The sequence below is a fragment of the Mesorhizobium sp. INR15 genome, from assembly GCF_015500075.1.
In the GTDB taxonomy this organism is placed as follows: domain Bacteria; phylum Pseudomonadota; class Alphaproteobacteria; order Rhizobiales; family Rhizobiaceae; genus Mesorhizobium.
In genome coordinates this window covers 3,942,102-3,965,948 of the sequence record NZ_CP045496.1, presented here as the reverse complement: position 1 = coordinate 3,965,948, position 23,847 = coordinate 3,942,102, and the positions used below count along the sequence as shown (strand labels likewise).

The following is a 23,847-nucleotide window of genomic DNA, read 5'->3' as shown; positions in this document are numbered from 1 at the left end:
TCTTCGGACCGCGAATGGTCCGAACAAGTTTCTGAAAAGAGAACGACAATGAACCTGATCCGCAACTATCGTAACTGGCGCGTTTATCGCGAGACGGTTACTGAGCTGGGTCGCCTTTCGAACCGCCAGCTCCACGATCTCGGTATCGTCCGCGACGAGATCAAGATCATCGCCCGCAAGGCGATCTGAGCGTAAGGAATTTCGCCAAGGTCGACCTCCTCCCCGACCTTGACGAATATGGTCAACCTTCACCTCCTCCCGAGGGTTGACCCCAAAAACGGCGCCCGCTGCACCTCCTCCCGCGGCGGGCGCTGTTTCCCCCGAGCAAAATGAATTTTGCTCCAGAGGTTTCGCCCCTTTCAAAAATGGCGAACGAGTTTTCGTCAAAGCCGACCTCCTCCCCGGCGATGACGAATATGGTCGGCCTTCACCTCCTCCCGAGGGTCGACCCCCAAAACGACACCCGCCGGACCTCCTCCCCCGGCGGGTGTTGTTTCCCCCGAGCAAAATGAATTTTGCTCCAGAGGTTTCGCCCCTTTCAAAAATGGCGAACGAGTTTTCGTCAAAGCCGACCTCCTCCCCGGCAATGACGAATATGGTCGACCTTCACCTCCTCCCGAGGGTCGACCCCAAAAACGACACCCGCCGGACCTCCTCCCCCGGCGGGTGTTGTTGTTTTCAGGGTAGCCTAGTCACCGCAGCCGGTAGCCGCCGGCAATTGCAATCGCCGCGACAAGCGATTATTCCGGCGCTCATGAGCAAAAATCCAATCCACATCATCGGCGGCGGGCTCGCCGGATCCGAAGCCGCATGGCAGGCAGCGCAGGCTGGCGTTCCCGTCGTCCTGCATGAAATGCGTCCCGTGCGCGGCACCGACGCCCACAAGACCGATGGCCTGGCCGAGCTTGTCTGTTCCAATTCCTTTCGTTCCGACGATGCCCAGAACAATGCCGTCGGCCTGCTGCATGCCGAAATGCGGCTCGCCGGCTCACTGATCATGAGCGCCGGCGATGCGCACCAGGTGCCGGCTGGCGGTGCTCTTGCCGTCGACCGCGACGGCTTTTCCGAAGCGGTGACCAAAAGGCTTGAAGCGCACCCGCTGATCACCATCCAGCGCGAGGAAGTGCCGGGCCTGCCGCCGGCGGAATGGGATCAGGCGATCATCGCCACCGGCCCGCTGACAGCGCCGGGGCTTGCACAGTCCATCGCCGAAGCGACCGGTGCCGATGCGCTGGCCTTTTTCGACGCCATCGCGCCCATCATCCATTTCGACACGATCGACATGAACACGTGCTGGTTTCAGTCGCGCTACGACAAGGTTGGTCCCGGCGGCACCGGCAAGGATTACATCAACTGCCCGATGGACAAGGAGCAATACCTTGCCTTCGTGCAGGCATTGATCGACGGCCAGAAAACCGAATTCAAACAATGGGAAGGCACGCCTTACTTCGACGGCTGCCTGCCGATCGAGATCATGGCCGAACGCGGCGTCGAAACCCTGCGCTACGGGCCGATGAAACCGATGGGGCTGACCAATGCGCATAACCCGACGGTCAAGGCCTACGCCGTCGTCCAGCTACGCCAGGACAATGCGCTGGGCACGCTCTACAACATGGTCGGCTTCCAGACCAAGCTGAAGCATGCCGAGCAGGTGCGCGTGTTCCGCACCATTCCGGGCCTGGAAAATGCCGACTTCGCCCGCCTCGGCGGCTTGCATCGCAACACCTACATCAATTCGCCGACCTTGCTCGACGCCTCGCTGCAGCTGAAGTCGCGGCCAGGCTTGCGTTTCGCCGGCCAGATCACCGGCTGCGAAGGCTATGTCGAGAGCGCCGCCATCGGCCTGCTCGCCGGCCGCTTCGCCGCTGCCGAGAGGCTTGGCCATGCGGCGTCGCTGCCGCCACTCACCACCGCCTTCGGCGCGTTGCTCAACCACATCACCGGCGGACATATTGTTTCCGACGATGAGCCGGGCAAACGATCCTTCCAGCCCATGAACGTCAATTTCGGCCTGTTCCCACCGGTGGAAGCACCGAAAATCGAAGGCAAGCGCATGCGCGGCAAAGACAAGACCGTCGCCAAGCGCCACGCCGTGACATCGCGCGCGCTGGTCGATTGCCGTGAATGGCTGGGGCTTGAGGCGGCTGCAGCCGAGGCTGCGGAATAGGCCGTGCTACTCCGCCGGCTCGGCGCCCGCCATCGGTAGTCCCGGCTTGCCTGCCTCGCCCGGATTTCTCCGGACATAGGCAGCCTTCAGGCTCTCCGAGGTTTCGCGCGAGCCGTCATGGCTCCAGCCCGGCGGCTTGATCAGATAATTCAAGCGGTCACCAAAAGTCAGGCCCGGCGAAAACGCATCCCTGAACATGCCGATCCATTCGTGGAACGCCACCTTCAGCGGATTGAAGGTACCGAGATTTTTCACGATTCCGTAGCGCGGCTGGTCTTCCTCCAACTCCGCGACGAAAGTGCCGAACATGCGGTCCCAGATGATCAGCGTGCCGGCATAGTTGGCGTCGAGATAGCGCGGATTGGTGGCGTGGTGGACGCGGTGATGCGACGGCGTGTTGAAGATGAATTCAAACCAGCCCGACATCTTGCCGATAGCCTCGGTGTGGATCCAGAACTGCCAGACCAGGTTGAAGCCGAAGGTGAAGGCGATCACCGCCGGGTGAAAGCCGAGCAGCACCAGCGGTGCCTGCAACACGAACATGAAGGTGAACAGGCCCGTCCAGCTCTGCCGCAGCGCCGTCGACAGATTGTAATGTTGGCTGGAGTGATGGTTGACGTGCTCCGCCCACACCCAGCGCACCCGGTGCGCGATGCGGTGGTAGACATAGTAGCGCAGATCATCGAGCAGGAAGGCGACCAGGAACACCCAGACCGACAGGCCGAGATTGAAGACGCGGAACTGCCACAACCAAAGCAGCGCCCAGTAGGACACGACGCCAAGCAATAACCCCGCGACGACATTGCCGGTGCCCATCATCAAACTGGTCAAGGTATCGCGCGTCTCGAACGAGCCTTTGGCGCGGCCGGTTCGCACCAGCCAAAGCTCGATCAGGATCGCCGCGACAAAGAACGGAATGGCAAGCTGGGTAACCTGCGGGAAATCATAAGTTTCCATCACGCGGCCTCCTTGGCCGAGATCGAGTTGAGCGGCTCAAGCACCGTCGCCACAGCCTTGGCGTCCGATGCATCCGCGAAGATGAAGCGCCCGCCCTTCCAGGTGAAATCGGCAAGCCGAAATGAGATCGTGGCGCCATCAACGCTCAAGGCCGTGATGTCCGACGGTTCGACGATCCGTGTCAGGAAACAATCGCCGACCGCGCTCACGATACCGACGCGCACTTGCCCAAGATCCAGAAATGCCGTCCGGCCGTCGAGTGTCAGACGAACCGAGGTCACCGCTTCGTCGGGAAAATCCTCAGCGAAACGGCCTCGCGCCTGCTCGGCATTGGCGAGCTTCGCCGTGCGGCTGCCGCCGGTGAAGTGGACGGCGGCGACCGACAGCGCAATGCCGAAGACGACGATCGCGACCAGCACGGGCAAACTCATGAACAGATATCCTCCAGGCCGACCCGTTGTCTGCGGCAACGGTTCCGGTTCGAAGAATCTTTAACACGATTGACGTTTACGTCAAAGTGGAGGCCAGCCCTTTGTCGCGCGGCGCAACAGCAGCCAATGCCGGCGCAAGGCCGAAAGCCTCACAACACCGTTGAGCGGCGAAGAGCGCGGGCTTTCCATCCGGTCGAGATAGGCACGCGACAGGGCCAGCGGCAGAAATGCCGGACGCAGCGAAACCGGCAAGGACGAAGCACCCTTTTCAAAAGCGGAAACATGCTCCCGCGCCAGGGCGGTCATGGCGGCAACGGCGCGTTGCGCACCGGGCCCTCCGTCGCCAGACACGAATTCCTCCGGCGACGAACCGGCAGCAGCCAGGATATCCGCCGGCACGAAACATTGCCCACGCCTGCGGTGCAGCGGCAACAAAAGCAGCAGGCCGGTCGTCGCTTGCGCGCAACCTGCCCTGCCCGCAAGCTCGGCAAAGCCTGGCGCTTCGGTGGGCGCGAGCACCATTGAAGCAAGCTGGATCAGGGCCGCGGCCGTTTCGCCGCAATAGCCTTCGAGATCGGTGCGCGACGGCATCGGATCGTCGTAGAGGTCAAAGATGCGGGCATCCAGCATGTTGTCGAAGGCCCGCTTTGGCAGATCGTGAGCCGAGATGGTCGCCTTTAGCGCGACGGCCACCGGATGTCCGGCTGCGGCGCCATCATCATCCGCTGCGATCACATCGCGCCACCATTGCAACCGCACTTCGCCCGGCAGCGCTTCACGGATACGGTCGCGAATACCGGCTATCTCCGCATTGAAAGCGTAGAGCGAAAACAGTGCGTTGCGTTTGTCAGAAGGTGCGTAGAGCGCGCTGAGATAACGGTCGTGGTCGGCGGCGCGCACCGCGTCCATGACGATCTTGGCCGCGTCCGACATGTCAGTCGACAGCAATCAGCGCGGCAGCCACGGCGCGCTCTTCCGCCAGAAGAACATTGTATGTCCGCACCGCCGCACCCGTCGACATCGGATCCGACGCAATGCCGGCAGCCTTCAGCGCGGCACGCAATGCGGCCGGCAGCGGCCGCAAGTCCTTGCCGGTGCCGACCAGCAGGATCTCGATCTTGCCAGCCTCGGCGAACAGTTTTTCAAAGTCTGTTTCCGCCAGGATCAGCGGGTCGGCAGGTTCCCAGCCGTGAATGCCCGACGGCAGGCACAGCAGCGAGCCGCGATGCGACATGTCGGCAAAACGGAACCCACCATTGCCGTACGCCTCGATCGGCGCGCGGCCTGGGAAGTGCGCCTCACGGATGACGATGCCTTTGCTGGTCACCGCTCTGTCACCCCCTTTGGCAGTCGCGTCAGGTCGCGACGGCCTTGCTGGGAACCGGTGTCTGTTCGTCCGCCGTTCCGGACGAAGGACGCAGCTTGAACAGGATCAGCAGCGGTGCGGCGATGAAGATCGACGAATAGGTGCCGAAGACGACGCCGAACAGCATGGCCATGGTGAACGAGCGGATCACCTCGCCGCCGAACAGCACCAGCGCCAGCAGCGCCAAGGTGGTCGTTACCGAGGTCAGCGTCGTTCTCGACAGTGTCTCGTTGATCGCGTTGTTCAACAGTTGCGGCAGCGGCATCTTCTTGTATTTTCGCAGATCCTCGCGGACACGGTCATAAACCACGATCGTATCGTTCAGCGAATAGCCGATGATGGTCAGGATCGCCGCCAGTGATGACTGGTTGAACTCCAGCCCGGTGATGACGAAGAAGCCGATCGTCATGACCACATCGTGCACGGTCGCGACGATAGCACCGACAGCAAACTGCCATTCGAAGCGGAACCAGACATAGACCAGGATACCGAGCAATGCGACCAGCATGGCGATCGTGCCTTGCTTGGCAAGCTCACCTGATACCGTCGGTCCCACCACTTCGACGCGGCGGAAATCATAACCGTCCTGCAGTTCGCCGCGCACCTTGTCGATCACGCTCTGTTCAGCATTCTCGCCTCCACCCTGCGAGCCAACGCGGATCAGCACGTCGTTCGGATCGCCGAATTGCTGCACCTGCACTTCACCGATGTTGAGCTCAGTCAGCCTGGAACGGATGTCGGCAAGATCTGCGGTACCAGTCTTGGCCTTGACCTCGATCAGCGAGCCGCCCTTGAAGTCGATGCCATAGTTGATGTCGACAGTGAAGAACAAGACGACCGAAAGGATCGACAACGCGCTCGAAAGCGCGAAGGTCCAGCGGCGGATGCCCATGAACGGAATTTTCGTCCCAGGCTTGACGAAGGTCACCGGCGCGCGCGGCAATTCTTTCGGACGGGCGCGGCGCAGCCAGATCGAAACCAGCAACCGGGTGAAGGTGAAGGCGGTAAAGACCGTGGTCAAAATACCGATGGCGTAGGTGATGGCAAAGCCCTTCACCGGCCCGGTGCCGAGATAGAACAGCACCACGGTCGCGATCAGCGAGGTGACGTTGGAATCGACGATCGTCGCCAGCGCCTTCGAGAAGCCGGTATCGATCGCCTGGATCACCGAACGCCCGGCTCTTCGCTCCTCACGGATACGCTCGTAGATCAGCACGTTGGAATCGACCGCCATGCCGATGGTCAGCACGATACCGGCGATACCGGGCAAGGTCAGCGTCGCACCAAGCAGCGAGAGCAACCCGACGATCATCGCCACGTGCACCGCCAGTGCGATATTGGCAAGGAAGCCCAGCAGGCCGTAGGCAACGAACATGAACGCAACGACGAGGATCGAGCCGATGATGCCGGCCACCTTGCCGGCATGGATGGAATCCTGACCAAGGCCTGGGCCCACCGTGCGTTCTTCGATCACCGTCAGCGTTGCCGGCAAGGCGCCAGCGCGCAGCAGCACCGCGAGGTCATTGGCGCTCTGGGCGGTGAAGTTTCCGGAAATCTGACCGGTGCCGCCCAGGATCGGTTCGCGGATCTGCGGCGCCGAAATCACCTGATTGTCGAGGATGATGGCAAACAGCTTGCCGACATTCTGCGCCGTCGCCTGACCGAAGCGAGCCGCCCCTTTCGAGTCGAAACGGAACGAAACCACCGGCTCATTGTTCTGCGAATTGTAGGTCGCCTGGGCATCGACGAGGTTTTCACCCGAAACGATGACGCGGTTCTCGATCAGATAGGGAACCGGCGGATCGTCCTGCGAATAAAGCACCGTGGAGCCTGCCGGCGGACGGCCGTTCAGCGCATCCTGCACCGGCATCGACTGATCGACCATCTGGAAGGTCAGCTTCGCGGTCTGGCCCAGGATTTCCTTCAGCCTTTGCGGATCCTGCAACCCGGGCACCTGCACCAGGATACGGTCGTCGCCCTGGCGCTGCACGATCGGTTCCGTGGTGCCGAGTTCGTTGACGCGGCGCCCCACCACTTCAATCGACTGCGCCAAGGCCGTCGAGGTGCGGTATTTAATGCCTGCATCGGTCACGTTGAATTTGAGCAGCCCGGCCTCGGAATCATCCAGCGTCATTTCCTGGATGGAGCCGCCAGTGAACAGGCCGGCGGCCACGGGATCGGTCAGCGTCTTCAGCGCGGTCTTGGCAGCGTCCAGCTGCGCGGGGTCGGTGATGCGGACCTGTATGACCCGCCCGGTGCCAGCAAGACCGGTGTAGCCGATCTTGGCGTCACGCAAGAGCGTGCGGATTTCGTCACGCGTCGTCTCGAGCCGGTCCTTGATCAGATCGTTCTGATTCATCTCCAGCAGGATGTGCGAGCCGCCCTGCAGATCGAGACCGAGCGTCATCTGGCGCTTCGGCACCCAGCTCGGAAGTTGCGCCAGCGTGCTTGCGGGGAACAGATTGGGCGCAGCGAGGATCACGGTGATGGCCACGGCCACCCAGATCAGGATCATCTTGAAGCGCGAAAAATACAGCATATGGCGTCGTCCGTCAGGGCATGCTGGCGGATCGTTCCGCCGACAATTCGGTTATTTCTTGGCGTTCTGGTTCGCCACCGGCTCACCCTTGACGCGCACATCGGCGAGCGTCGAGCGCAAAGCGGTCACCTTGGTACCACCGCCGAGGTCGATCTCGAGCTCATTGTCGTCGATCACCTTGGTCACCTTGCCGATGAAGCCGCCGCCGGTGACAACCGTGTCGCCGCGACGAACCGCGGCCAGCATCTCGCCACGCTTCTTCAACTGCGTGCGCTGCGGCCGGATGATCAAAAAATACATGATCACGAAAATCAGCACAAACGGCAAAACGCTGATCAGCATGTCGGGAGAGGTGCCCATGGAGGTACTCCGAATTTTGAAAAAGAGCCGCAATGCGGCCCCGTGAAATTTGGCCGGAATATAGTCGGTAAAGTTCTCAATGCAACTGCGCGACCGGCCAAATCGGCTGCTTTTCCGGCCTGTTGAGCCGTGTTAGAGCATGAACGCGAAAAGCGCGAGCCGGTTTTCGGAAAAGATCACGCTCGAACAAAAGCTTGGAACCGGTTTCGAACCCGCCGGATTCGCAAGGGTGGGCAACCTCTAGACGCTCAAGAACGCAAAGCACAAAAGACCGACATGACCGACAGCAGCATTGAAGCCCTGAACCAGAAACTCGACCGGCTGATCGAAGCGGTAGCCCGCCTCGCCCCGCCGCCGGTGCCTAAAACCGACCTCGCCGAGGCCGATTGCTTCGTCTGGCAGGCCGATCCTGGCTTCCTCGAGCCGGTGCGCAAGGTCAATCGCGTCGACATCGGCCTGATCCGTGGCGTCGATCGTGTGCGCGACATCTTGGTCGAAAACACAGAACGCTTCGCTGCCGGCCATGCCGCCAACAACGTCTTGTTGTGGGGCGCGCGCGGCATGGGCAAATCGTCGCTGGTCAAGGCCGTGCATGCCGAGATCAATGCATCGGCCAAGCTCGATCGCCCGCTCAAGCTGATCGAAATCCACCGCGAAGACATCGACACATTGCCGAAACTGATGATGCTGCTGAAGGCCGCCCCCTATCGCTTCATCCTGTTTTGCGACGACCTGTCCTTCGACCATGACGACACATCCTACAAGTCGCTCAAGGCAGCGCTCGAAGGCGGCGTCGAGGGCCGGCCGGCCAATGTCATCTTCTACGCCACTTCGAACCGCCGTCATCTCTTGCCGCGCGACATGATCGACAATGAACGCTCGACCGCTATCAACCCGTCCGAGGCTGTCGAGGAAAAGGTTTCGCTGTCCGACCGTTTCGGCCTGTGGCTCGGCTTTCACAAATGTTCGCAGGACGAATATCTCGACATGATCGACGGCTATGTCCGCCATCATGGCCTGGCCATGGATCCCGAGACTTTGCGCGCCGAGGCGCTGGAATGGGCAACGACACGCGGCAGCCGTTCGGGCCGCGTCGCCTGGCAGTTCACACAGGATCTCGCCGGACGGCTGGGCAAGCCGCTGAAGGATTGATGGATCCACAGGCTGCGTGAACTGAAAAAGCCCGCCCCTTGCGGAGCGGGCTGAGCCGGCGGGCTGGACTGGAGGTCAGACGGCCCGCAAATCGCTTTTTTTCTTCTATTCGAGATAGCCCGACGGATCGACCGGGGCCGAGTTCTTGCGCACTTCGAAGTGCAGCTTCGGCGAGTCGGTGGTGCCGCTCATGCCTGACAGCGCGATCTCCTGGCCGCGCTTGACCTTCTGGCCGCGCTGCACCTCGATCGAGCTGGCGTGGCCGTAGACGGTGACCAATCCATTCTCGTGGCGCACCAGCACCGTGTTGCCGAATTCCTTGAGGCCGTCGCCGGCGTAGATGACGACACCGTTCTCGGCTGCCTTGACCGGCGTGCCTGACGGCACCGCGATGTCGACACCGTCCTTGCCGCCGCCAAAGCCGGAAATTACGCGGCCACGCACCGGCCAGCGCATCTTGCTGATACCGGTGGCATTCGGCGCCACGGCATCATCGTCCTCGGCCGCCGCGATGACCTTCGCGTCCTTCTTCGGCGGCGTGTAGGAGGCCAGCGTTTCCGTCGGCTTGGCCGCTGGCTGCGTGGTGGCCGTGGTCACCGGATCGACCTTTGCCGGCTTGGCGCTGGCAACAGTCGCGGTTCCGCCGGCCGGCACCTTGAGCGTCTGGCCGATCTTCAGAATTCCGTCCTTCATGCCGTTCGCCTGTTTGATGGCAACGGCGCCGACGCCGGTCTTCCTGGCAATGGAGGACAATGTGTCTCCCGACTGGACCGTGTACGTCCCGGCAGCCGCCCTGGGCGCAGCGGCGGCAACCTTCGCGTTCTTCGGCTGATTTGCAGCGGCAGACGTGTCCACCTGCGCGGCGGACTTGCCTTCCTTAAGTTTGGGCTGCTGCGGCAGCACGGCCACTTTTTCCGGCGCGGTAGCCGGCTGGTCATGCTTGCCGTTCGCGGGCTTGGCATCTGCGACCTTCGGAGCTGATGCGGCATCCTTGCTGGAATAGGCATAGGCCGGGATGACCAGCTTCTGGCCCGTCTTCAGCCCCTTGGTTGCACTCAGGCCGTTGACCTTCATGATCACGTCGGCCGGCACCTTGTAGTGCTGTGCCAGAGCGGAAATCGTCTCGCCGTCCCTGACGACGATCTCGGTGGCGCGCGGCGTACCAGCCGTCGCCATCTTCGGCGCGTCGGGCTGTGCATCCTTGAAGGGCTTCGCGGCGGGCGCAACGGTGCCGGTTGTCGTCCTGTCGACATGAGGCGCCGGACGAACCAGAGCCGGCGCCGACGCGGTGCGGACCGGATTGGCGGCAGGTGCGAGAGCCGGAGCCGGCTGCGACTGGGCAACAGGCGGCAGCTGCCGAACCGAAACCGGCTCGAGACTGGAGCGGCTCACCGACTGCGTATGGGCGCCATCGAGCGGGGCCGCCGAAACGTCGCCCGGATAGGGCTGCGCGGTGTCCTGCTTGTTGATGATGTTGCGCTGATTGTTGGTCGAGGAGGTGAAGACGTCGTCGACACCATTGAAACGTGAAGCTTGGGAACTGCATCCCGCAGCAGCACCCGCAACCATCAGTATGGCGCAGCCTCGCGCCAGATTGCGACCGTTGTTCTTCAAAACACTGAGTTGCATCGCACTAACCCGCACATACCCGGTACAAACTAGGCTCGATTAAAGCGCGTTAATGTTACTGGTCGGTTAACCCGTTAGAATCCGACGAAAATTTTCTTAAAACATTTGAGAGTTCTTGGAGAAGGCCGCTGGTTAATGCCAAACCGGGCCGAACACATTCGTTCCGGTTGCCGGCACAGGAGCTCAAGACCGCTCAAAGGCGGCATTGAGCAAGCGGAGCGATTAGATGACGGCGGCCACGCTGCGCAGGATCGGTTGCAGGCGCACAAGGCCGATATCCTCGCGCTCGAAGCGGCTGCCGACCTTGGTCAGCTTGGCCAGCACCTGTTCGCCCTCCTCGGGTCCGATCGGTGCGATGACGATACCGCCGCTCGACAATTGATCGAGCAGGAAGCGCGGCAGGCTGTCGAAGGCGGCCCAGGCAACGATGCGATCGAACGGTCCTTCGTTTGGCAAGCCGCCGGAGCCGTCGGCCTGGCGCGCGATGACATTGCCGATGCCGATTGCCTCGAAGCGCTGCCTGGCCTGCTCCACAAGCGTCTTGTAGCGATCGACGGTGACAACGCGTGTCGCCAGCCGCGACATCACCGCCGCCGTGTAGCCGGAGCCGGTGCCGATCTCGAGCACGCGGTTGGTCGGTTCGATGGCAAGTGCCGCGATGACGGCTGCTTGCAGGTCGGCACCTTCGATCGCCTCGCCGCATTCAATCGGCAGCATGCGGTCTGACCAGGCGATCGGATGCAGCGCACCAGCGAGAAAGCCACGCCGTGGCGTCGCCTCGAAGGCCGCGATCAGCGCCTTCGGCACCGAGCCCCTGCCGCGCAGGCGGAGCAGGAAGGCGGCAAAGCCTTCGCGGTCATCGATCGGCAGGTTCATGAGAGCGCCTTGGTCAATTGGTCCCGGATTTCATAGGCCGTGAGGTCGAGATGCAGCGGCGTCACCGACACCAGCCTGTTGCGCAGGGCGTGGAGGTCGGTGCCTTGCTTGCCTTCGACCGGCTCGCGGCCGAAACGCAGCCAGTAATAAGGCAGGCCACGGCCGTCGCGGCGCTCATCAACCCACAGGCTGTGGATCAGCTTGCCTTGCGAGGTGACCACCGTCCCGGCAACCTCATCAGGCAAGCAGTTGGGGAAATTGACATTGAGCAGCACGCCCTCGGGTAGCGGCATGGCGACCAGCTTCTTGAGCAATGCCGGCGCCAACGCCTCGGTCGTCTCGTAGGGAACAACGCGATCCTCGCCGACGTAACTGTAGGCCTGGCTGATCGCGATCGAGCGCACGCCGAGCAGCGTGCCCTCCATGGCGCCGGCGACCGTGCCTGAATAAGTGACATCATCGGCGATGTTGGCGCCCGAATTGATGCCGGAGAGGATCAGGTCCGGCATACCGGGCAGGATCTTCTTGACACCCATGATGACGCAATCGGTCGGCGTGCCGCGCACGGCGAAGTGTTTCTCGCCGATTTTCCGCAAGCGCAGCGGCTCGGAGATCGACAGTGAATGGGCGTAGCCGGACTGGTCCTGCTCCGGCGCCACCACCCAGACATCGTCGGACAGCGTGCGCGCCACCCTTTCGAGCGACGCAAGGCCCTCGGCATGAATGCCGTCGTCATTGGTCAGAAGAATGCGCATTATCTCGCTTCGATCTTTTCCAGACCACCCATGTAAGGCCGCAGCACTTCAGGAATGGTTACGCTACCATCTTCGTTCTGGTAGTTTTCGATGACAGCGATGAGCGCGCGGCCAACGGCGGTGCCCGAGCCGTTGAGCGTGTGGACGAAGCGGTTGCCCTTGCCATCCTTGTCCTTGTAGCGGGCGTCCATGCGGCGCGCCTGGAAATCGCCGCACACAGAGCAGGACGAGATTTCACGATAGGCGTTCTGGCCTGGCAGCCAGACCTCGATGTCGTAGGTCTTGCGCGCGCCAAAGCCCATGTCGCCGGTGCACAACACCATGGTGCGGAACGGCAGGCCGAGGCGTTTCAGCACCTCCTCGGCGCATTGCGTCATCCGCTCGTGTTCTGCCTGTGAAGACTCCTGGTCGGTGACCGACACCAACTCGACCTTGTAGAACTGGTGCTGGCGCAGCATGCCGCGCGTATCGCGCCCGGCCGAGCCTGCTTCCGAGCGGAAACAGGGCGTCAGCGCGGTGTAGCGCAGCGGCAGCTTTTCATGCGCGGTGATTTCCTCGCGCACCAGATTGGTCAGCGGCACCTCTGAGGTCGGGATGAGCCAGAGGCGTTGCACAGGTGCAGAAATGAACGACTCATCCGGCTGCTTCATCAGGGCGTCTAGAACTCGTTCACGCGGGGAACGGGTATCGACATCTGGAGGACCCGGATCATTTGCCAAAGCGAGAGCTCGAGCAACCTTTTCAATGGAAGTGAGACTCCTCGCTGTGGCAAACAAGTCGTCAGCAAATTTCGGCAACTGTCCGGTGCCAAACATCGCCTCATCGCGCACCATCAGCGGCGGAATGATTTCCTCGTAGCCGTGCTCGGTCGTGTGCAGGTCGAGCATGAACTGGCCAAGCGCGCGTTCCATCCGCGCCAGCCCGCTCTTCAGCACGGTGAAGCGCGAGCCGGACAGTTTCGCCGCCCGCTCGAAATCCATCATGCCGAGCGCTTCGCCGATCTCGAAATGCTCTTTCACCCAGTTGGGCCTCGTCGGCACCTGGCCAACGCTATGCTTGACGACATTGTCATGCTCGTCGTTGCCGACGGGCACATCATCAAACGGCACGTTGGGCAGCACCGCCAATGCGTCGTTCAGCGCCTTGTCGAGCTCGCGTTCGCGTGCCTCGCCATTCTGGATGAAGGCCTTGATGTCGCCGACCTCGGCCTTCAGCTTCTCGGCGAGTGCCGCGTCGCCCGAGCGCATGGCATTGCCGATCTCTTTCGAGGCGGCGTTGCGGCGCTCCTGCCGGGTCTGCAGTTCAGTTAGATGTTCGCGCCGGGCCTCGTCCCTGGCGACCAGATCATCGACCGTGGACTGCGCGTCAGCTCCCGACCACGAGCGCTTGACCAGCGCCTCGACAAGGGCTTTCGGGTTGTCGCGAATCCATTTGATGTCAAGCATGGTCTATTCCGTCCTCAGGAAGCATGTCGCCCAAAAGTGCGCAGCGGTTTTGGGACAGCGACATGCTCAAAACAAAAACTGAAACGCATCGCCGTGATGGCGATGCGTTTCAGCAGAGGGCGTAAACCGCATCCTTGATCGATGCAAGATGAGGGCTTTGCGACGGCGGCGTTTTTCCGCCGGCGCGAGCGCCAAGGCCTATGAAGGAACCTCGGTTGACGGCGCTTCCGCGGCTTTTTCCGCCACGCTCTCGGCGGCATCCTGCTTCTCGCGCGCCGCCCGCTGCTTTTCCTGATCGCGCTCGATCAGCCGTGCAGCCCAGATGGAAACTTCGTAGAGCAGGATCGTCGGAATGGCCAAGCCGATCTGGCTCATCGGATCGGGCGGCGTCAGCACGGCCGCCACGACAAAGGCAATGACGATCGCCCATTTGCGCTTCTCGGCCAGCGCCTTGGACGACAGCATGCCGACCCGCGTCATCAGGCTGGTCACTACCGGCAGTTGGAACACCAGGCCGAAGGAGAAGATCAGCGTCATGATCAGGCTGAGATATTCCGACACCTTCGGCAGCAGTGAAATCTGCACCTGGTCGTCGGTGCCGGCCTGCTGCATGGCGAGGAAGAACCACATCACCATCGGCGTGAAGAAGAAATAGACCAGCGACGCGCCCATCAGGAACAGGAGCGGCGAGGCGATCAGGAACGGCAGGAAGGCGTTGCGCTCGTTCTTGTAGAGGCCGGGGGCGATGAACTTGTAGATTTGGGTCGCGATCAGCGGAAAGGCGATGACCATGCCGCCGAACATGGCGAGCTTGACCTGCGTGAAGAAGAATTCCTGCGGCGCCGTATAGATCAGCTCGACCTTGTGCGGATCGAGCCCCGCCCATTTGGTCGCCCATTTGAATGGGATGACCAGAAGGTTGAACAGCTTCTTGGCGAAGAAGAAGCAGACCAGGAAGGCAACGAAAAAGCCGCCGATCGACCAGATCAGCCGGCGGCGCAATTCAATCAGATGCTCCATCAGCGGAGCGGACGACTTTTCGATTTCGTCCTTTTCCTTGTCTGAAGTACTCACTTGGCGGCTCCCGGCGTTTTTTTGCCGGACGGCTTCTTTGCCGGAACAGGCTTGGGTTCAGCAGGCTTGGGCTCAGCCTTTACCGACACTTTTGGCGCAGCGGCCTTCGAGGCAGCGGGCTTCTCAGCCCTTGACGCTGCGGGCTTTGCCGTCACGGTTGCGCCCTTCGCCGGCACCTTGGATGCCGGCATTGCTTTCGCGGGCACGGCTTTTATCGGCGCGGGCTCCCTCGCCGCAGAAGCTTTGGCTGGCGCCTTCGCGACCGGAGTCACCTTGGCCATCTTCTTTGCTGCTGTCTTCTTTGCAGCAGGTTCTGCCGGGACTGACGCCGTAACCACCGACTCATCGGTCATTGCCGGGAAAATCGGTGCTGCCGGCGCGCCTTCCGACCCATTGACGCCAGGCATCATCGTCGCGCCGTTTTTCAACGGCTCGGCCGCCTGCGGCGTTGAAGCTGCTGGTGTCTCGGGGTCGGCCGCCGGCTTCGGCTTCATCACCCCATCGACGCCGGAGCGGACATCTGCCGCTGCCTGCTCGAACGGATTGAGCTGTTTCCTGATCTCGGCCGCTGGGTTGAGGCTGCGCAATGAATCGACAGACTTCTTGACGTCGTCGAGTTCAGCTTCCTTGAGCGCCTCGTTGAACTGTTTTTGGAAGTCGGCCGCCATGGCGCGCAGCTTCGCCGTCGTGCGGCCGAAGGTGCGCAGCATATTGGGCAAATCCTTGGGCCCGACGACCACGATCATGACGATCGCGATCACCAGCATTTCGGTCCAGCCGACTTCAAACATGGCTATCAGTTCCGACTAAAGACTTTTGGGCTCAGCTCTTGCTGGCCTTTTCCTTCGCTGCCGAAACGGTCTCGTCGGCACGGTGCTCGACGGTGCGCTTGTCCTCGGCAACGTCGTCGTCCGCCATGCCCTTCTTGAAGCTCTTGATGCCCTTGGCCATGTCGCCCATCAGTTCCGGAATCTTGCCGCGGCCGAACACCAGCAGCACGATCACCAGCACGATCATCCAGTGCCAAATCGAAAATGAACCCATAGCAAATCTCTCTCGAATGTTTTCCCTGGCGATGATCTAGGCGTTTTCGCGTTGGGATTCAAACACAACTGCGACAGAGTTTATGAAAGGGTGGCGGATGTCACGCACTTTCCGCGTGATGCCCCGCTACGAATCGGCGCATCCTAGCGATATTGACTCTGGCTGGCGGTCAATCTTCCGTGACGCGTGGCGTCAAAAGCCCGAGTTCCTCGAGGTCGATGTCCGTCAACGGATCCTCGTCATCGGTCAGCGCATCGGGATCGGCTGGCGGCAGCGGGATGGAAAAATTCGACGGCATGCGGCCTGACAGCAGCCCGGCGCCCTTCAATTCGTCGATGCCGGGAAGATCGCGGATTTCCTCCAGCGCGAAATGGTCAAGGAACGTGTCGGTCGTGCCGTAGGTGACGGGCCGACCTGGTGTCCGGCGCCGGCCTCGCATGCGCACCCATTCGGTCTCCAGCAGCGTGTCGAGCGTGCCCTTGGACGTTTCGACACCCCGGATGTCCTCGATCTCGGCGCGTGTCACCGGCTGGTGGTAGGCGATGATCGCCAGCACTTCGAGCGCCGCGCGGGAGAGCTTGCGTTGTTGAACCGTGTCGCGGCTCATCAGGAAGGCAAGGTCGCCAGCGGTGCGAAACGCCCAGGCATCGCCGACACGCACCAGATTGACGCCGCGCCGCGCGTAGATCTGCTGCAGTTCAGCCATGGCGGTCGAAACGTTGATACCGTCCGGCAGACGCGCTGCAAGCTGCTTTTCGCTGACCGGCTGAGCGCTGGCAAAGACGATTGCCTCGGCCATGCGGATGGCTTCCGCCAGATGCAGCCGTTCAGCCGGATTCTGAGCCGAGGTCTGGTCAGTCACCTCATCCTCCGGCTTGTCATCGACCTTGAACGGAATGACCGAAGCGTTGGCGCGTTCGCTCATGATGCCACCTCGATTGCCTTGATGCCTTGCACCCGGCCACGCAGATAGATCGGCGCGAACACCTCGTCCTGCCGCATCTCCATCGTACCGTCGCGCACCAGTTCCAGCGTCGCCGCGAAAGAGCTGGCGATCGCGGTGCGGCGCTCCTCAGGACTGGTCATGTATTCGATCAGGAAACTCTCCAGCGCCGTCCAGTCGCCCACGGCTCCGACCAGCCGGGTCAGGATATCGCGCGCGTCCTTGAGCGACCACACACCGCGCCTGGCGATCGTCACATTGGTGATCGCCTGCTTCTGGCGCTGCTGCGCATAGGCGGTCAACAGGTCGTAGAGCGAGGCCGAATAGGCGTTGCGCTTCTCGATAATGACCATTTCCGGCATGCCGCGCGCGAACACGTCGCGGCCAAGACGGTTGCGGTTGACCAGCCGCGCCGAGGCATCCCGCATGGCTTCCAACCGCTTGAGCCGGAACTGCAGCACCGCCGCCAGTTCCTCGCCGCTTTCGCCCTCTTCGCCTGGCTGCTTGGGGATCAGAAGCTTGGATTTAAGAAAGGCCAGCCATGCCGCCATCACCAGGTAGTCGGCGGCGAGTTCCAGTCTCAGCACCCTCACCTTCTCGACGAAAGCCAGATACTGTTCGACCAGCGCCAGGATCGAAATGCGTGACAGGTCGACCTTCTGGTTACGGGCAAGATGCAGCAAAAGGTCGAGCGGGCCTTCGAAACCGGCAACGTCGACGACCAACGACGGATCGCCGGTCAACCGTGAATCGTCGTTCTCGGCCCAAAGACGGTCCATCGGTGCGGCCTTCCCGGCCTTGCTTTCCAATGTTTCCGCCACTTGCCCTTGCTTCCCTCTGGGTCAGGCCACCGCTTCAAAAAAGGTGGCGAATTCCGCGCGTGTCTCGGCTTCGTCAGCCGCGTCCGATTTCTTTATATAGGTCAGTGCCCGCCTGGCGCGCTCAAGCGACGTTCCTTCGAGCCCTTTGGTGCGCGATGCGATGCCCGCCATCTCGTCGAAAACACCATTGCAGTGAAGGACCAGATCGCATCCCGCCGCAAGGATAGACGCCGCCTTTGTCGGGAAATCCCCAGAAAGTGCTTTCATCGAGGTGTCGTCACTCATCAACAGCCCGTCAAAGCCGATTTCGCGGCGGATGATCTCGTCGATGACCTTGCCGGACGTCGTTGCCGGGTTGGTCGGGTCGATCGCGCTGTAGATGACATGCGCGGTCATCGCCATCGGCAGATGGTTGAGCTCCCGGAACGGGGCAAAATCATGCCGCTGCAAGTCGCTCATCGAGGCATTCACAACAGGCAGTTCGAAATGCGTATCGGCAAGTGCCCTACCATGTCCCGGAATATGCTTCATGACGGGAAGCACGCCACCCGATGTCAGGCCTTCGGCGGCGGCACGGCCAAGCTCGATCACGGCACGTGGCTCCTTGCCATAGGCGCGGGCGCCGATGACGTCACTGGCGCCTTCGATCGGTACGTCGAGCACCGGCAGGCAGTCCGCCGTGATCCCGTAGCGCAACAGGTCGAAGGCATGCAGCCGCGCCTGCAGCCAGGCCGCGCGGGCGCCGGCATCATGATCATCGCGCCACAGCGCGCCCAGCGCACCGCCGGCTGGATAGTTCGGCGCCAAGGGTGGCCGCAAGCGCTGCACCCGGCCACCTTCCTGATCGATGAACACGAGGGCGTCCGGACGGCCGATGCAGTCGCGCATCTCGTCGACCAGATCGCGGATCTGTTCAGGCTCGCTGATGTTGCGGGCAAACAGGATGAAGCCCCATGGGCATTCGTTGCGATAGAAATTGATCTCCTGGCGGGTAAGCGATTTCCCGGCGCAGCCAAGGATCATGGATTTTGATTCGGTCATGCCAGAAGTCTAGTGCCTTCCGCGGCCAAAAGGAATCATCGCGAAATTCAGGGTTTCCGTGCCAGAGAGCCGATCGGCGGCGGGGCGATGCCCGAGGCGCAAACTGCTACCTCCTCTGAAATGAAACCGGCGCAGCCATTGGCCGCGCCGGTTTCAATTGCTTCCTCTAAGGGCGGGCGCTTACCTCGATACGAAGCAGTTGCCGCCAGCGGCCTTGTAGCTGGTGCAAAGGTTGATGGCGTCGTTGCGCGACTGCGCCGGAACGCGAACGCGGTAGAACGTCCCCTTGCCGGCGATTTCGGCCTTGACGATGTTGGCGGTGCGGCCGGCCAGCACGCTGCCATAGCGGCGCTGCAGGTCCTGATAGGTCGACTGTGCGCTGTCGACGGTCGGCTGCGATGCGATCTGCATCGACCAGGAGCCACCGCCGGCCGCCGTTGCCGGATCGATGGAAGCAACCTGATCGGGCTTCACTTCGCCAACCACGTCAACCGGCTGATCGGATGGACGCTGCGGTGCAAGCGGAACCTTGGCCGGCGTGTTGGCCGACTGGGCTTTCGCTTCCGCCTTGACCGCCGGCTTGGCGGCAACCGGCTTGGCGGGCTGATCGGCATTTGCCTGGTCGCTGGCCTGCGGCACGGTGCCGGTCTGGTCTGCGTCAGCCTGAGCCGAGGGCGCAACGTGCTGAGGTGCGGGATCAACCGGCTCCGCCGCGGCAACCTGCGGCGCTACAGGCGCCGGATCCTCGCGCGGCACAAGCGAACCGTCGGACTTGACGACCATGGTCCTCACCTTGCGCGGCGCGACAGCGACCACATCGGGATTGGTAGCCTTCTCGGCATCCTGCAATACCTGCGCAATGCGATCCTCGGACTTCGGCGCAGGCGCAACGGCTTGCGTGCCGCCGACCGCTTGCGTGCCGCCGACTGCTTGCGTGCCGTCGGCTGCATCGGCACCATCGCTCGGCACGGGCGAAAGGTCGACAACGCGGCTTTGCTGATCCTTGGCGGCCACATCCACCGGCTGTTCTGTATTGGTCACCAGCTTTTCCTGGACCGGCGCGGCGGACTTCGCCCCCTTGACCACCGCGTCATAGACCTTGTTGTCCTGGTTCGGCACCACCGTGCCGCCTGGGTTTTCCGGCTTGATCTTGATCGGCGCATTGTCTGCCTTGACGATCACAGGGGCTTGCGTGCCGCCCTTGCCGCCGAGAGACAGCGCGAATGCGCCAAGACCGCCGGCAATCGCCACCGCGCCGACAATGGCCACGATAAAGAGGCCACGACCGCGTGACGGCCTTCCGGTCTCGCGGTCGGCGAGGCCTGGAACCGACATCGCCTCGTCGAGCTCGGGGTCATAATCGAGTTCATCGACAGTGAAGTCGTCGGCTTGCGAAACCGGCTGGCTGCCGGGCAAGTCATCAACGTCGAAGCCATCGGCGGCATCGGCATAGGCCGAGGGCGCAGCCGCCCGGGCCGGCACCTCAACTGGCCGCGCCGCGTAGGTCCGTGCCTCGGGGCGGTGCTGCTCATAGCCTGGCTTGAAGCCGGCATTGTAGGATTCGTCCTCATAGGCAACGGCACGCGCCGGAGCTGGGGCGACATCCGCCGTGTTCATCTCGGTGAGGAGACTGGCGAACTCTGCGTCGAGATCGTCATAGCCAGCTCCCGCCGGCCGGTCCTCTTCGAAATGCAATTCCGGGATATCGAGATCGTCGGCCAGCGCCACGACACGCTCAGGCACATCAACCGTCTCAACATCGGGCATTTCTTCGTAGCGCGGGGATTGCCGATATTGCGGCACGGATACCGGGGCTGCGTAGGCGACAGTCTCAACCGGTTCGGGCGCACGATAGGCTGGCACCACGGCCGGCGCGACGGGCGCAGCCGAAGCGATCGGCTGGGCGGCAAATGCCAGCTGCTGCGGAACGGGGGTAACGCGGCTCCACGAACGGGCCGGCTCTGTCTGCGGCGAGCGCTCCGTCAGCCAATCCATGGAATCGGCCTGCTCGTGGTGCGAAGCCGCCGTGTCGCGCGAATCAAGGCTTTTGGCCAAAGCCGCATCGAAGGCATCATCGTCGAAATCGACATCGCCATGCCCGGCGGCGCCGTCCGAACCCTGGACATGAAGTTCATCGAGCGCGGAGTCGTCAAGATTCCAATCGAGGTCGCCGACAAGATCGGTCGGCTCGTCGATGGACCTTGCAGGCGCGGCGACTGGCTGCTGAACCATGACAGGCTCCTTTGCCACCGGCACGGTGCGTGCGCTCATGGCGCCCAGCAGCGCGTTTAATTCGTCTTCCAGGCTTCGCCCGTCGGCGACGGGTGCTTGCACAGCCGGCTCGGCCATGGCCGCCACGGCGACCGGTGCAACAGCGGCAACAACCGGTGCAACTAGCTCTTCGGAGACCGCATCGTCAAAATTCAGGTCGAAAGCGTCATCCAAAGCGTCTTCGGAGGGAACACCGGAAAGCTCGTCGCTTGCGTTCGCGACAAACATGTCTTGCGCCACCGGCGCTTCGACAGCCACCAACTCGTCGGCATGACGGTCAAAATCCATATCGACATCAGCCATGGCCTCGTCGAAGTGGCCGACGAAGTCATGGTCGGATGCCGCGTGGGCTTCATTCGGGACGACATGGGGCGGGTCGGCATAGTTGACCTCGGCCTCGGCCGCATAGTGCTCGTGCACCGAATGGTCATCGAGCATCAGCTCATCTTCGAGCGAGCCCGCAACCATATCGTCGAATTCATGGTCGAAAGCTGGTTCAACAGCCATCGCAGGCGCTTCAGCGACGCCAATGGCGTACCGCGGCTCCTCGATTTCATCGGCAACCTGGAAGTCCTGATCGAGCGACGCCGCAAGCTCGTCCTGCATCGGCTGGTCGTCTTCGAACGGCGAAACGCCTTCGAGGGAACTGGCAACCGCATTGTCAAAATCAGCGTCAAAAGCCACTTCGGCGGATGGCGCGGCAGCGGCAATGTCGCTGGCGCCAGCGTCGTCATAGGCGACTTCCGCTGTGTCCAGATGGAAATCGTCGTCCAACGACATGGCAAAGTCATCGTCCATCGCCTCGGCGGCGGCCGATTCGAATGCCGGCTCATGAGCCGCGGCGACCGGAACCGTATCGCCCGCATCCGCGCCGAACTCGCCCATCAACTCCTTCTCGAGGTCGATGTCGAAATCGCCCTCCTCCGCCACAGGGTCGGTGACGACGGCTTTCGGCTGGGCAGGCACCTGCGGCTTGACCGGCTGTCGCGGGTCGAAACCCATGATCCTGGTCAGTTCCGCGAACGGATCATCGTCAGCGATGTCGTTGTGGTCGGCTACTCTCAGCTGGGTTCTGTCTGCCATTATTGTTCCCGAACTCGCACTCATTCGGACGCCATGGACGTCGCGTAGGGTTGGCCCTTACCAGCGCAATGTGGGCAAAAGGTGACAGGTGTTTTAGTCAAACCTAACGCATTTCGGTGGGCGCATCAGCCCCGATCAGCGTCAGACCGGACGTCAGAACGTCCGAAACAGCCTGCACCAGCCCTAGTCTGGCATGAGTCAATTGTCGGTCGTTAACCTTAACAAAACGTAAGTCCGGATTCTCGGTGCCACGGTTCCAGTGTCCATGGAAACTTGAAGCCAGATCATAGAGGTAAAATGCCAGCCTATGCGGCTCGAGCGCAAGTGCGGCCGACTCGATCAAACGCGGATATTCGGCAAGCTTGCGGATCAGCCCGATCTCGCCCTCGTCCGTCAGTGACGCCGAGGCCGCTGCCAGTATGTTGCGGTCGAAATTGGCCTCGCCCAATTGTTCGCTCGCCTGCCGGAACACCGAATGGCACCGCGCCGAGGCATATTGAACGTAGAACACCGGGTTGTCCTTCGACTGCTCGGTGACCTTGGCAAAGTCGAAATCAAGCGGCGCATCGTTCTTGCGATAGAGCATCATGAAGCGGATCGCGTCGCGGCCGACCTCCTCCACCACTTCGCGCAGCGTCACGAAATCGCCTGACCGTTTGGACATCCGCACCGGCTCGCCATCACGGAACAGCTTCACCAGTTGGCAGAGGAGCACCGTGAGCTTCACGCGATCGCCGGCAACGGCGCGCGCCAAGGCCTCCAGCCGCTTCACATAGCCGCCATGGTCCGCGCCGAGCACATAGATGAGATCAACGAAGCCGCGATCGACCTTGTCCTTGAGATAGGCAACGTCGGCCGCGAAATAGGTGAACGAGCCGTCGGACTTGGCCAGCGCCCGGTCCATGTCGTCGCCGACCGCTGTCGAGCGGAACAGCGTCTGCTCGCGGTCTTCCCAGTCGTCAGGCTTCTCGCCCTTGGGGGGCGGCAGCTTGCCCTTGTAGATATGGCCCTTGAGCGTCAGGTCATTGATGGCCGAACGGATCTTCTTGGCGTTGTCGGCATGCAGGGTGCGCTCCGAAAAGAACACGTCGTGACGCACGTTGAGCAGCGCCAGATCCTCGCGGATCATCGCCATCATCGCATCGATCGTGCGGTCCTTGACGATGGCGAGTGCCTCATCGTCGGGCATCTGAAGCAAGCCCCGGCCGAATTCCTTGACCAGCGCCTCGCCAACCGGAACGAGATAGTCGCCCGGATATAGCCCGGCAGGGATTTCGCCAATCTGGTCGCCGAGTGCCTCGCGATAGCGCAACAGCGCCGACCGCCCGAGAACATCGATCTGCGAGCCTGCGTCGTTGATGACATATTCCTTGGTCACGTCGTAACCGGCGAACGCCATCAGGTTGGCGAGCGCATCGCCCACCACGGCACCACGGCAATGGCCGACATGCATCGGGCCGGTCGGATTGGCCGAGACATATTCGACATTGGTTTTCTTGCCGCCACCAACTGTCGAGCGGCCATAGTCGCGGCCCGCGCCGAGCAACGCGACCAGATGTGCCTGCCAGAACCCGTCCTTGAGCCTCAGATTGACGAAACCGGGTCCCGCGACCTCGGCGGCCGCAACGTCCTTATCGGCGCGCAGCGCGTCCGCGAGCTTTTCCGCCAGCACGCGCGGATTCTGCCCAGTCGGCTTGGCCAGGACCATGGCCGCATTGGTGGCCAGGTCGCCATGGGTGGCGTCACGCGGCGGTTCGACGGCAATGCGCGACAGATCGGGCGAAACGCCTTCATTGTCTTTCAGATCAAGCGCTTCGACGGCTTTTATGATCCGCGCGTTAAAATCGGCGAAAATGTTCATGGGTCTGGCTCTGGCGACTTTACAGGGAATCC

The 23,847-nt window shown here is 62.0% G+C and carries 21 protein-coding genes; 3 read left to right on the top strand and 18 right to left on the bottom strand.

The window, feature by feature from the left end; all coding sequences use genetic code 11:
* The first annotated feature begins 48 nt into the window (after positions 1-48).
* Both GA829_RS19295 and trmFO read left to right on the top strand, forming a co-directional pair.
* The gene (locus GA829_RS19295) at positions 49-189 is read left to right on the top strand and encodes a DUF1127 domain-containing protein (protein WP_065005581.1); all 141 of its coding nucleotides are present in this window, start codon (positions 49-51) and stop codon (positions 187-189) included.
* Positions 190-754: 565 nt separating this feature from the next.
* Positions 755-2,167: a methylenetetrahydrofolate--tRNA-(uracil(54)-C(5))-methyltransferase (FADH(2)-oxidizing) TrmFO gene (gene trmFO, locus GA829_RS19290; protein ID WP_195174284.1), complete on the top strand. Its 1,413-nt coding sequence runs from the start codon at positions 755-757 to the stop codon at positions 2,165-2,167.
* A gap of 6 nt (positions 2,168-2,173) precedes the next feature.
* Here the strand turns inward: trmFO and GA829_RS19285 are convergent, their stop codons facing one another.
* The 6 genes from GA829_RS19285 to yajC all read right to left on the bottom strand — a co-directional run bounded on the left by GA829_RS19285 (position 2,174) and on the right by yajC (position 7,820).
* Entirely contained in the window at positions 2,174-3,124 is a 951-nt protein-coding gene (locus GA829_RS19285) for a sterol desaturase family protein (RefSeq protein ID WP_195174283.1), read from the bottom strand.
* Entirely contained in the window at positions 3,124-3,555 is a 432-nt protein-coding gene (locus GA829_RS19280; RefSeq protein ID WP_195174282.1) for a hypothetical protein, read from the bottom strand. Before GA829_RS19280 ends, GA829_RS19285 begins: the two co-directional genes overlap by 1 nt.
* An 81-nt stretch (positions 3,556-3,636) precedes the next feature.
* The gene (locus tag GA829_RS19275; RefSeq protein WP_195179729.1) at positions 3,637-4,488 is read right to left on the bottom strand and encodes a phytoene/squalene synthase family protein; all 852 of its coding nucleotides are present in this window, start codon (positions 4,486-4,488) and stop codon (positions 3,637-3,639) included.
* 1 nt (position 4,489) lies between these two features.
* The gene (locus tag GA829_RS19270) at positions 4,490-4,882 is read right to left on the bottom strand and encodes an Mth938-like domain-containing protein (protein ID WP_195174281.1); all 393 of its coding nucleotides are present in this window, start codon (positions 4,880-4,882) and stop codon (positions 4,490-4,492) included.
* 28 nt (positions 4,883-4,910) lie between these two features.
* Positions 4,911-7,460: a protein translocase subunit SecDF gene (secDF, locus tag GA829_RS19265; RefSeq protein ID WP_195174280.1), complete on the bottom strand. Its 2,550-nt coding sequence runs from the start codon at positions 7,458-7,460 to the stop codon at positions 4,911-4,913.
* 51 nt (positions 7,461-7,511) lie between these two features.
* Positions 7,512-7,820: a preprotein translocase subunit YajC gene (yajC, locus tag GA829_RS19260; RefSeq protein ID WP_195174279.1), complete on the bottom strand. Its 309-nt coding sequence runs from the start codon at positions 7,818-7,820 to the stop codon at positions 7,512-7,514.
* 276 nt (positions 7,821-8,096) lie between these two features.
* Between yajC and GA829_RS19255 the strand changes: the two genes are divergently transcribed.
* On the top strand, positions 8,097-8,972 hold the full coding sequence (locus GA829_RS19255) for an ATP-binding protein (RefSeq protein ID WP_195174278.1): 876 nt from the start codon (positions 8,097-8,099) through the stop codon (positions 8,970-8,972).
* A gap of 105 nt (positions 8,973-9,077) precedes the next feature.
* Here the strand turns inward: GA829_RS19255 and GA829_RS19250 are convergent, their stop codons facing one another.
* The 12 genes from GA829_RS19250 to argS all read right to left on the bottom strand — a co-directional run bounded on the left by GA829_RS19250 (position 9,078) and on the right by argS (position 23,815).
* Positions 9,078-10,601 carry a LysM peptidoglycan-binding domain-containing M23 family metallopeptidase gene (locus GA829_RS19250; RefSeq protein ID WP_195174277.1) on the bottom strand — a complete coding sequence of 508 codons (1,524 nt, stop codon included), beginning with the start codon at positions 10,599-10,601 and terminating at the stop codon, positions 9,078-9,080.
* Between the two features lie 222 nt (positions 10,602-10,823).
* The gene (locus tag GA829_RS19245) at positions 10,824-11,477 is read right to left on the bottom strand and encodes a protein-L-isoaspartate(D-aspartate) O-methyltransferase (protein WP_195174276.1); all 654 of its coding nucleotides are present in this window, start codon (positions 11,475-11,477) and stop codon (positions 10,824-10,826) included.
* Positions 11,474-12,232 carry a 5'/3'-nucleotidase SurE gene (gene surE / locus GA829_RS19240; RefSeq protein WP_195174275.1) on the bottom strand — a complete coding sequence of 253 codons (759 nt, stop codon included), beginning with the start codon at positions 12,230-12,232 and terminating at the stop codon, positions 11,474-11,476. The genes GA829_RS19245 and surE overlap by 4 nt, the downstream gene beginning before the upstream one ends.
* Positions 12,232-13,677 carry a serine--tRNA ligase gene (serS, locus tag GA829_RS37565; protein WP_195174274.1) on the bottom strand — a complete coding sequence of 482 codons (1,446 nt, stop codon included), beginning with the start codon at positions 13,675-13,677 and terminating at the stop codon, positions 12,232-12,234. Before serS ends, surE begins: the two co-directional genes overlap by 1 nt.
* A gap of 198 nt (positions 13,678-13,875) precedes the next feature.
* Positions 13,876-14,751 carry a twin-arginine translocase subunit TatC gene (tatC, locus tag GA829_RS19230; protein WP_195174273.1) on the bottom strand — a complete coding sequence of 292 codons (876 nt, stop codon included), beginning with the start codon at positions 14,749-14,751 and terminating at the stop codon, positions 13,876-13,878.
* Positions 14,748-15,542 carry a Sec-independent protein translocase protein TatB gene (tatB, locus tag GA829_RS19225; protein ID WP_195174272.1) on the bottom strand — a complete coding sequence of 265 codons (795 nt, stop codon included), beginning with the start codon at positions 15,540-15,542 and terminating at the stop codon, positions 14,748-14,750. Before tatB ends, tatC begins: the two co-directional genes overlap by 4 nt.
* Positions 15,543-15,573: 31 nt before the next feature.
* Positions 15,574-15,795 (bottom strand): twin-arginine translocase TatA/TatE family subunit, encoded by a 222-nt coding sequence (locus tag GA829_RS19220; protein WP_095087696.1) that lies wholly within the window; start codon positions 15,793-15,795, stop codon positions 15,574-15,576.
* A gap of 169 nt (positions 15,796-15,964) precedes the next feature.
* Positions 15,965-16,720, bottom strand: a complete 756-nt coding sequence (gene scpB / locus GA829_RS19215) for an SMC-Scp complex subunit ScpB (RefSeq protein WP_195174271.1) — start codon at positions 16,718-16,720, stop codon at positions 15,965-15,967.
* Positions 16,717-17,517, bottom strand: a complete 801-nt coding sequence (locus GA829_RS19210) for a segregation and condensation protein A (protein WP_195174270.1) — start codon at positions 17,515-17,517, stop codon at positions 16,717-16,719. Before GA829_RS19210 ends, scpB begins: the two co-directional genes overlap by 4 nt.
* 63 nt (positions 17,518-17,580) lie before the next feature.
* Positions 17,581-18,600 carry a beta-N-acetylhexosaminidase gene (gene nagZ / locus GA829_RS19205; protein ID WP_195174269.1) on the bottom strand — a complete coding sequence of 340 codons (1,020 nt, stop codon included), beginning with the start codon at positions 18,598-18,600 and terminating at the stop codon, positions 17,581-17,583.
* A gap of 180 nt (positions 18,601-18,780) precedes the next feature.
* The gene (locus GA829_RS19200) at positions 18,781-21,954 is read right to left on the bottom strand and encodes an SPOR domain-containing protein (RefSeq protein ID WP_195174268.1); all 3,174 of its coding nucleotides are present in this window, start codon (positions 21,952-21,954) and stop codon (positions 18,781-18,783) included.
* Between the two features lie 103 nt (positions 21,955-22,057).
* A complete protein-coding gene (gene argS, locus GA829_RS19195; RefSeq protein ID WP_195174267.1) occupies positions 22,058-23,815 on the bottom strand; it encodes an arginine--tRNA ligase in 1,758 nt (585 codons plus the stop codon).
* Positions 23,816-23,847: the final 32 nt, after the last annotated feature.

Bases quoted from the DNA above. Each gene is read 5' to 3' on its own strand.
- GA829_RS19200 (WP_195174268.1), bottom strand. From the start codon at position 21,954: ATGGCAGACAGAACCCAGCTGAGAGTAGCCGACCACAACGACATCGCT.
- nagZ (WP_195174269.1), bottom strand. From the start codon at position 18,600: ATGACCGAATCAAAATCCATGATCCTTGGCTGCGCCGGGAAATCGCTT.
- trmFO (WP_195174284.1), top strand. From the start codon at position 755: ATGAGCAAAAATCCAATCCACATCATCGGCGGCGGGCTCGCCGGATCC.
- GA829_RS19295 (WP_065005581.1), top strand. From the start codon at position 49: ATGAACCTGATCCGCAACTATCGTAACTGGCGCGTTTATCGCGAGACG.
- GA829_RS19280 (WP_195174282.1), bottom strand. From the start codon at position 3,555: ATGAGTTTGCCCGTGCTGGTCGCGATCGTCGTCTTCGGCATTGCGCTG.
- GA829_RS19255 (WP_195174278.1), top strand. From the start codon at position 8,097: ATGACCGACAGCAGCATTGAAGCCCTGAACCAGAAACTCGACCGGCTG.
- tatB (WP_195174272.1), bottom strand. From the start codon at position 15,542: ATGTTTGAAGTCGGCTGGACCGAAATGCTGGTGATCGCGATCGTCATG.
- serS (WP_195174274.1), bottom strand. From the start codon at position 13,677: ATGCTTGACATCAAATGGATTCGCGACAACCCGAAAGCCCTTGTCGAG.
- argS (WP_195174267.1), bottom strand. From the start codon at position 23,815: ATGAACATTTTCGCCGATTTTAACGCGCGGATCATAAAAGCCGTCGAA.
- GA829_RS19220 (WP_095087696.1), bottom strand. From the start codon at position 15,795: ATGGGTTCATTTTCGATTTGGCACTGGATGATCGTGCTGGTGATCGTG.
- GA829_RS19275 (WP_195179729.1), bottom strand. From the start codon at position 4,488: ATGTCGGACGCGGCCAAGATCGTCATGGACGCGGTGCGCGCCGCCGAC.
- yajC (WP_195174279.1), bottom strand. From the start codon at position 7,820: ATGGGCACCTCTCCCGACATGCTGATCAGCGTTTTGCCGTTTGTGCTG.
- scpB (WP_195174271.1), bottom strand. From the start codon at position 16,720: ATGAGCGAACGCGCCAACGCTTCGGTCATTCCGTTCAAGGTCGATGAC.
- GA829_RS19245 (WP_195174276.1), bottom strand. From the start codon at position 11,477: ATGAACCTGCCGATCGATGACCGCGAAGGCTTTGCCGCCTTCCTGCTC.
- GA829_RS19210 (WP_195174270.1), bottom strand. From the start codon at position 17,517: ATGGACCGTCTTTGGGCCGAGAACGACGATTCACGGTTGACCGGCGAT.
- GA829_RS19250 (WP_195174277.1), bottom strand. From the start codon at position 10,601: ATGCAACTCAGTGTTTTGAAGAACAACGGTCGCAATCTGGCGCGAGGC.
- secDF (WP_195174280.1), bottom strand. From the start codon at position 7,460: ATGCTGTATTTTTCGCGCTTCAAGATGATCCTGATCTGGGTGGCCGTG.
- GA829_RS19285 (WP_195174283.1), bottom strand. From the start codon at position 3,124: ATGGAAACTTATGATTTCCCGCAGGTTACCCAGCTTGCCATTCCGTTC.
- surE (WP_195174275.1), bottom strand. From the start codon at position 12,232: ATGCGCATTCTTCTGACCAATGACGACGGCATTCATGCCGAGGGCCTT.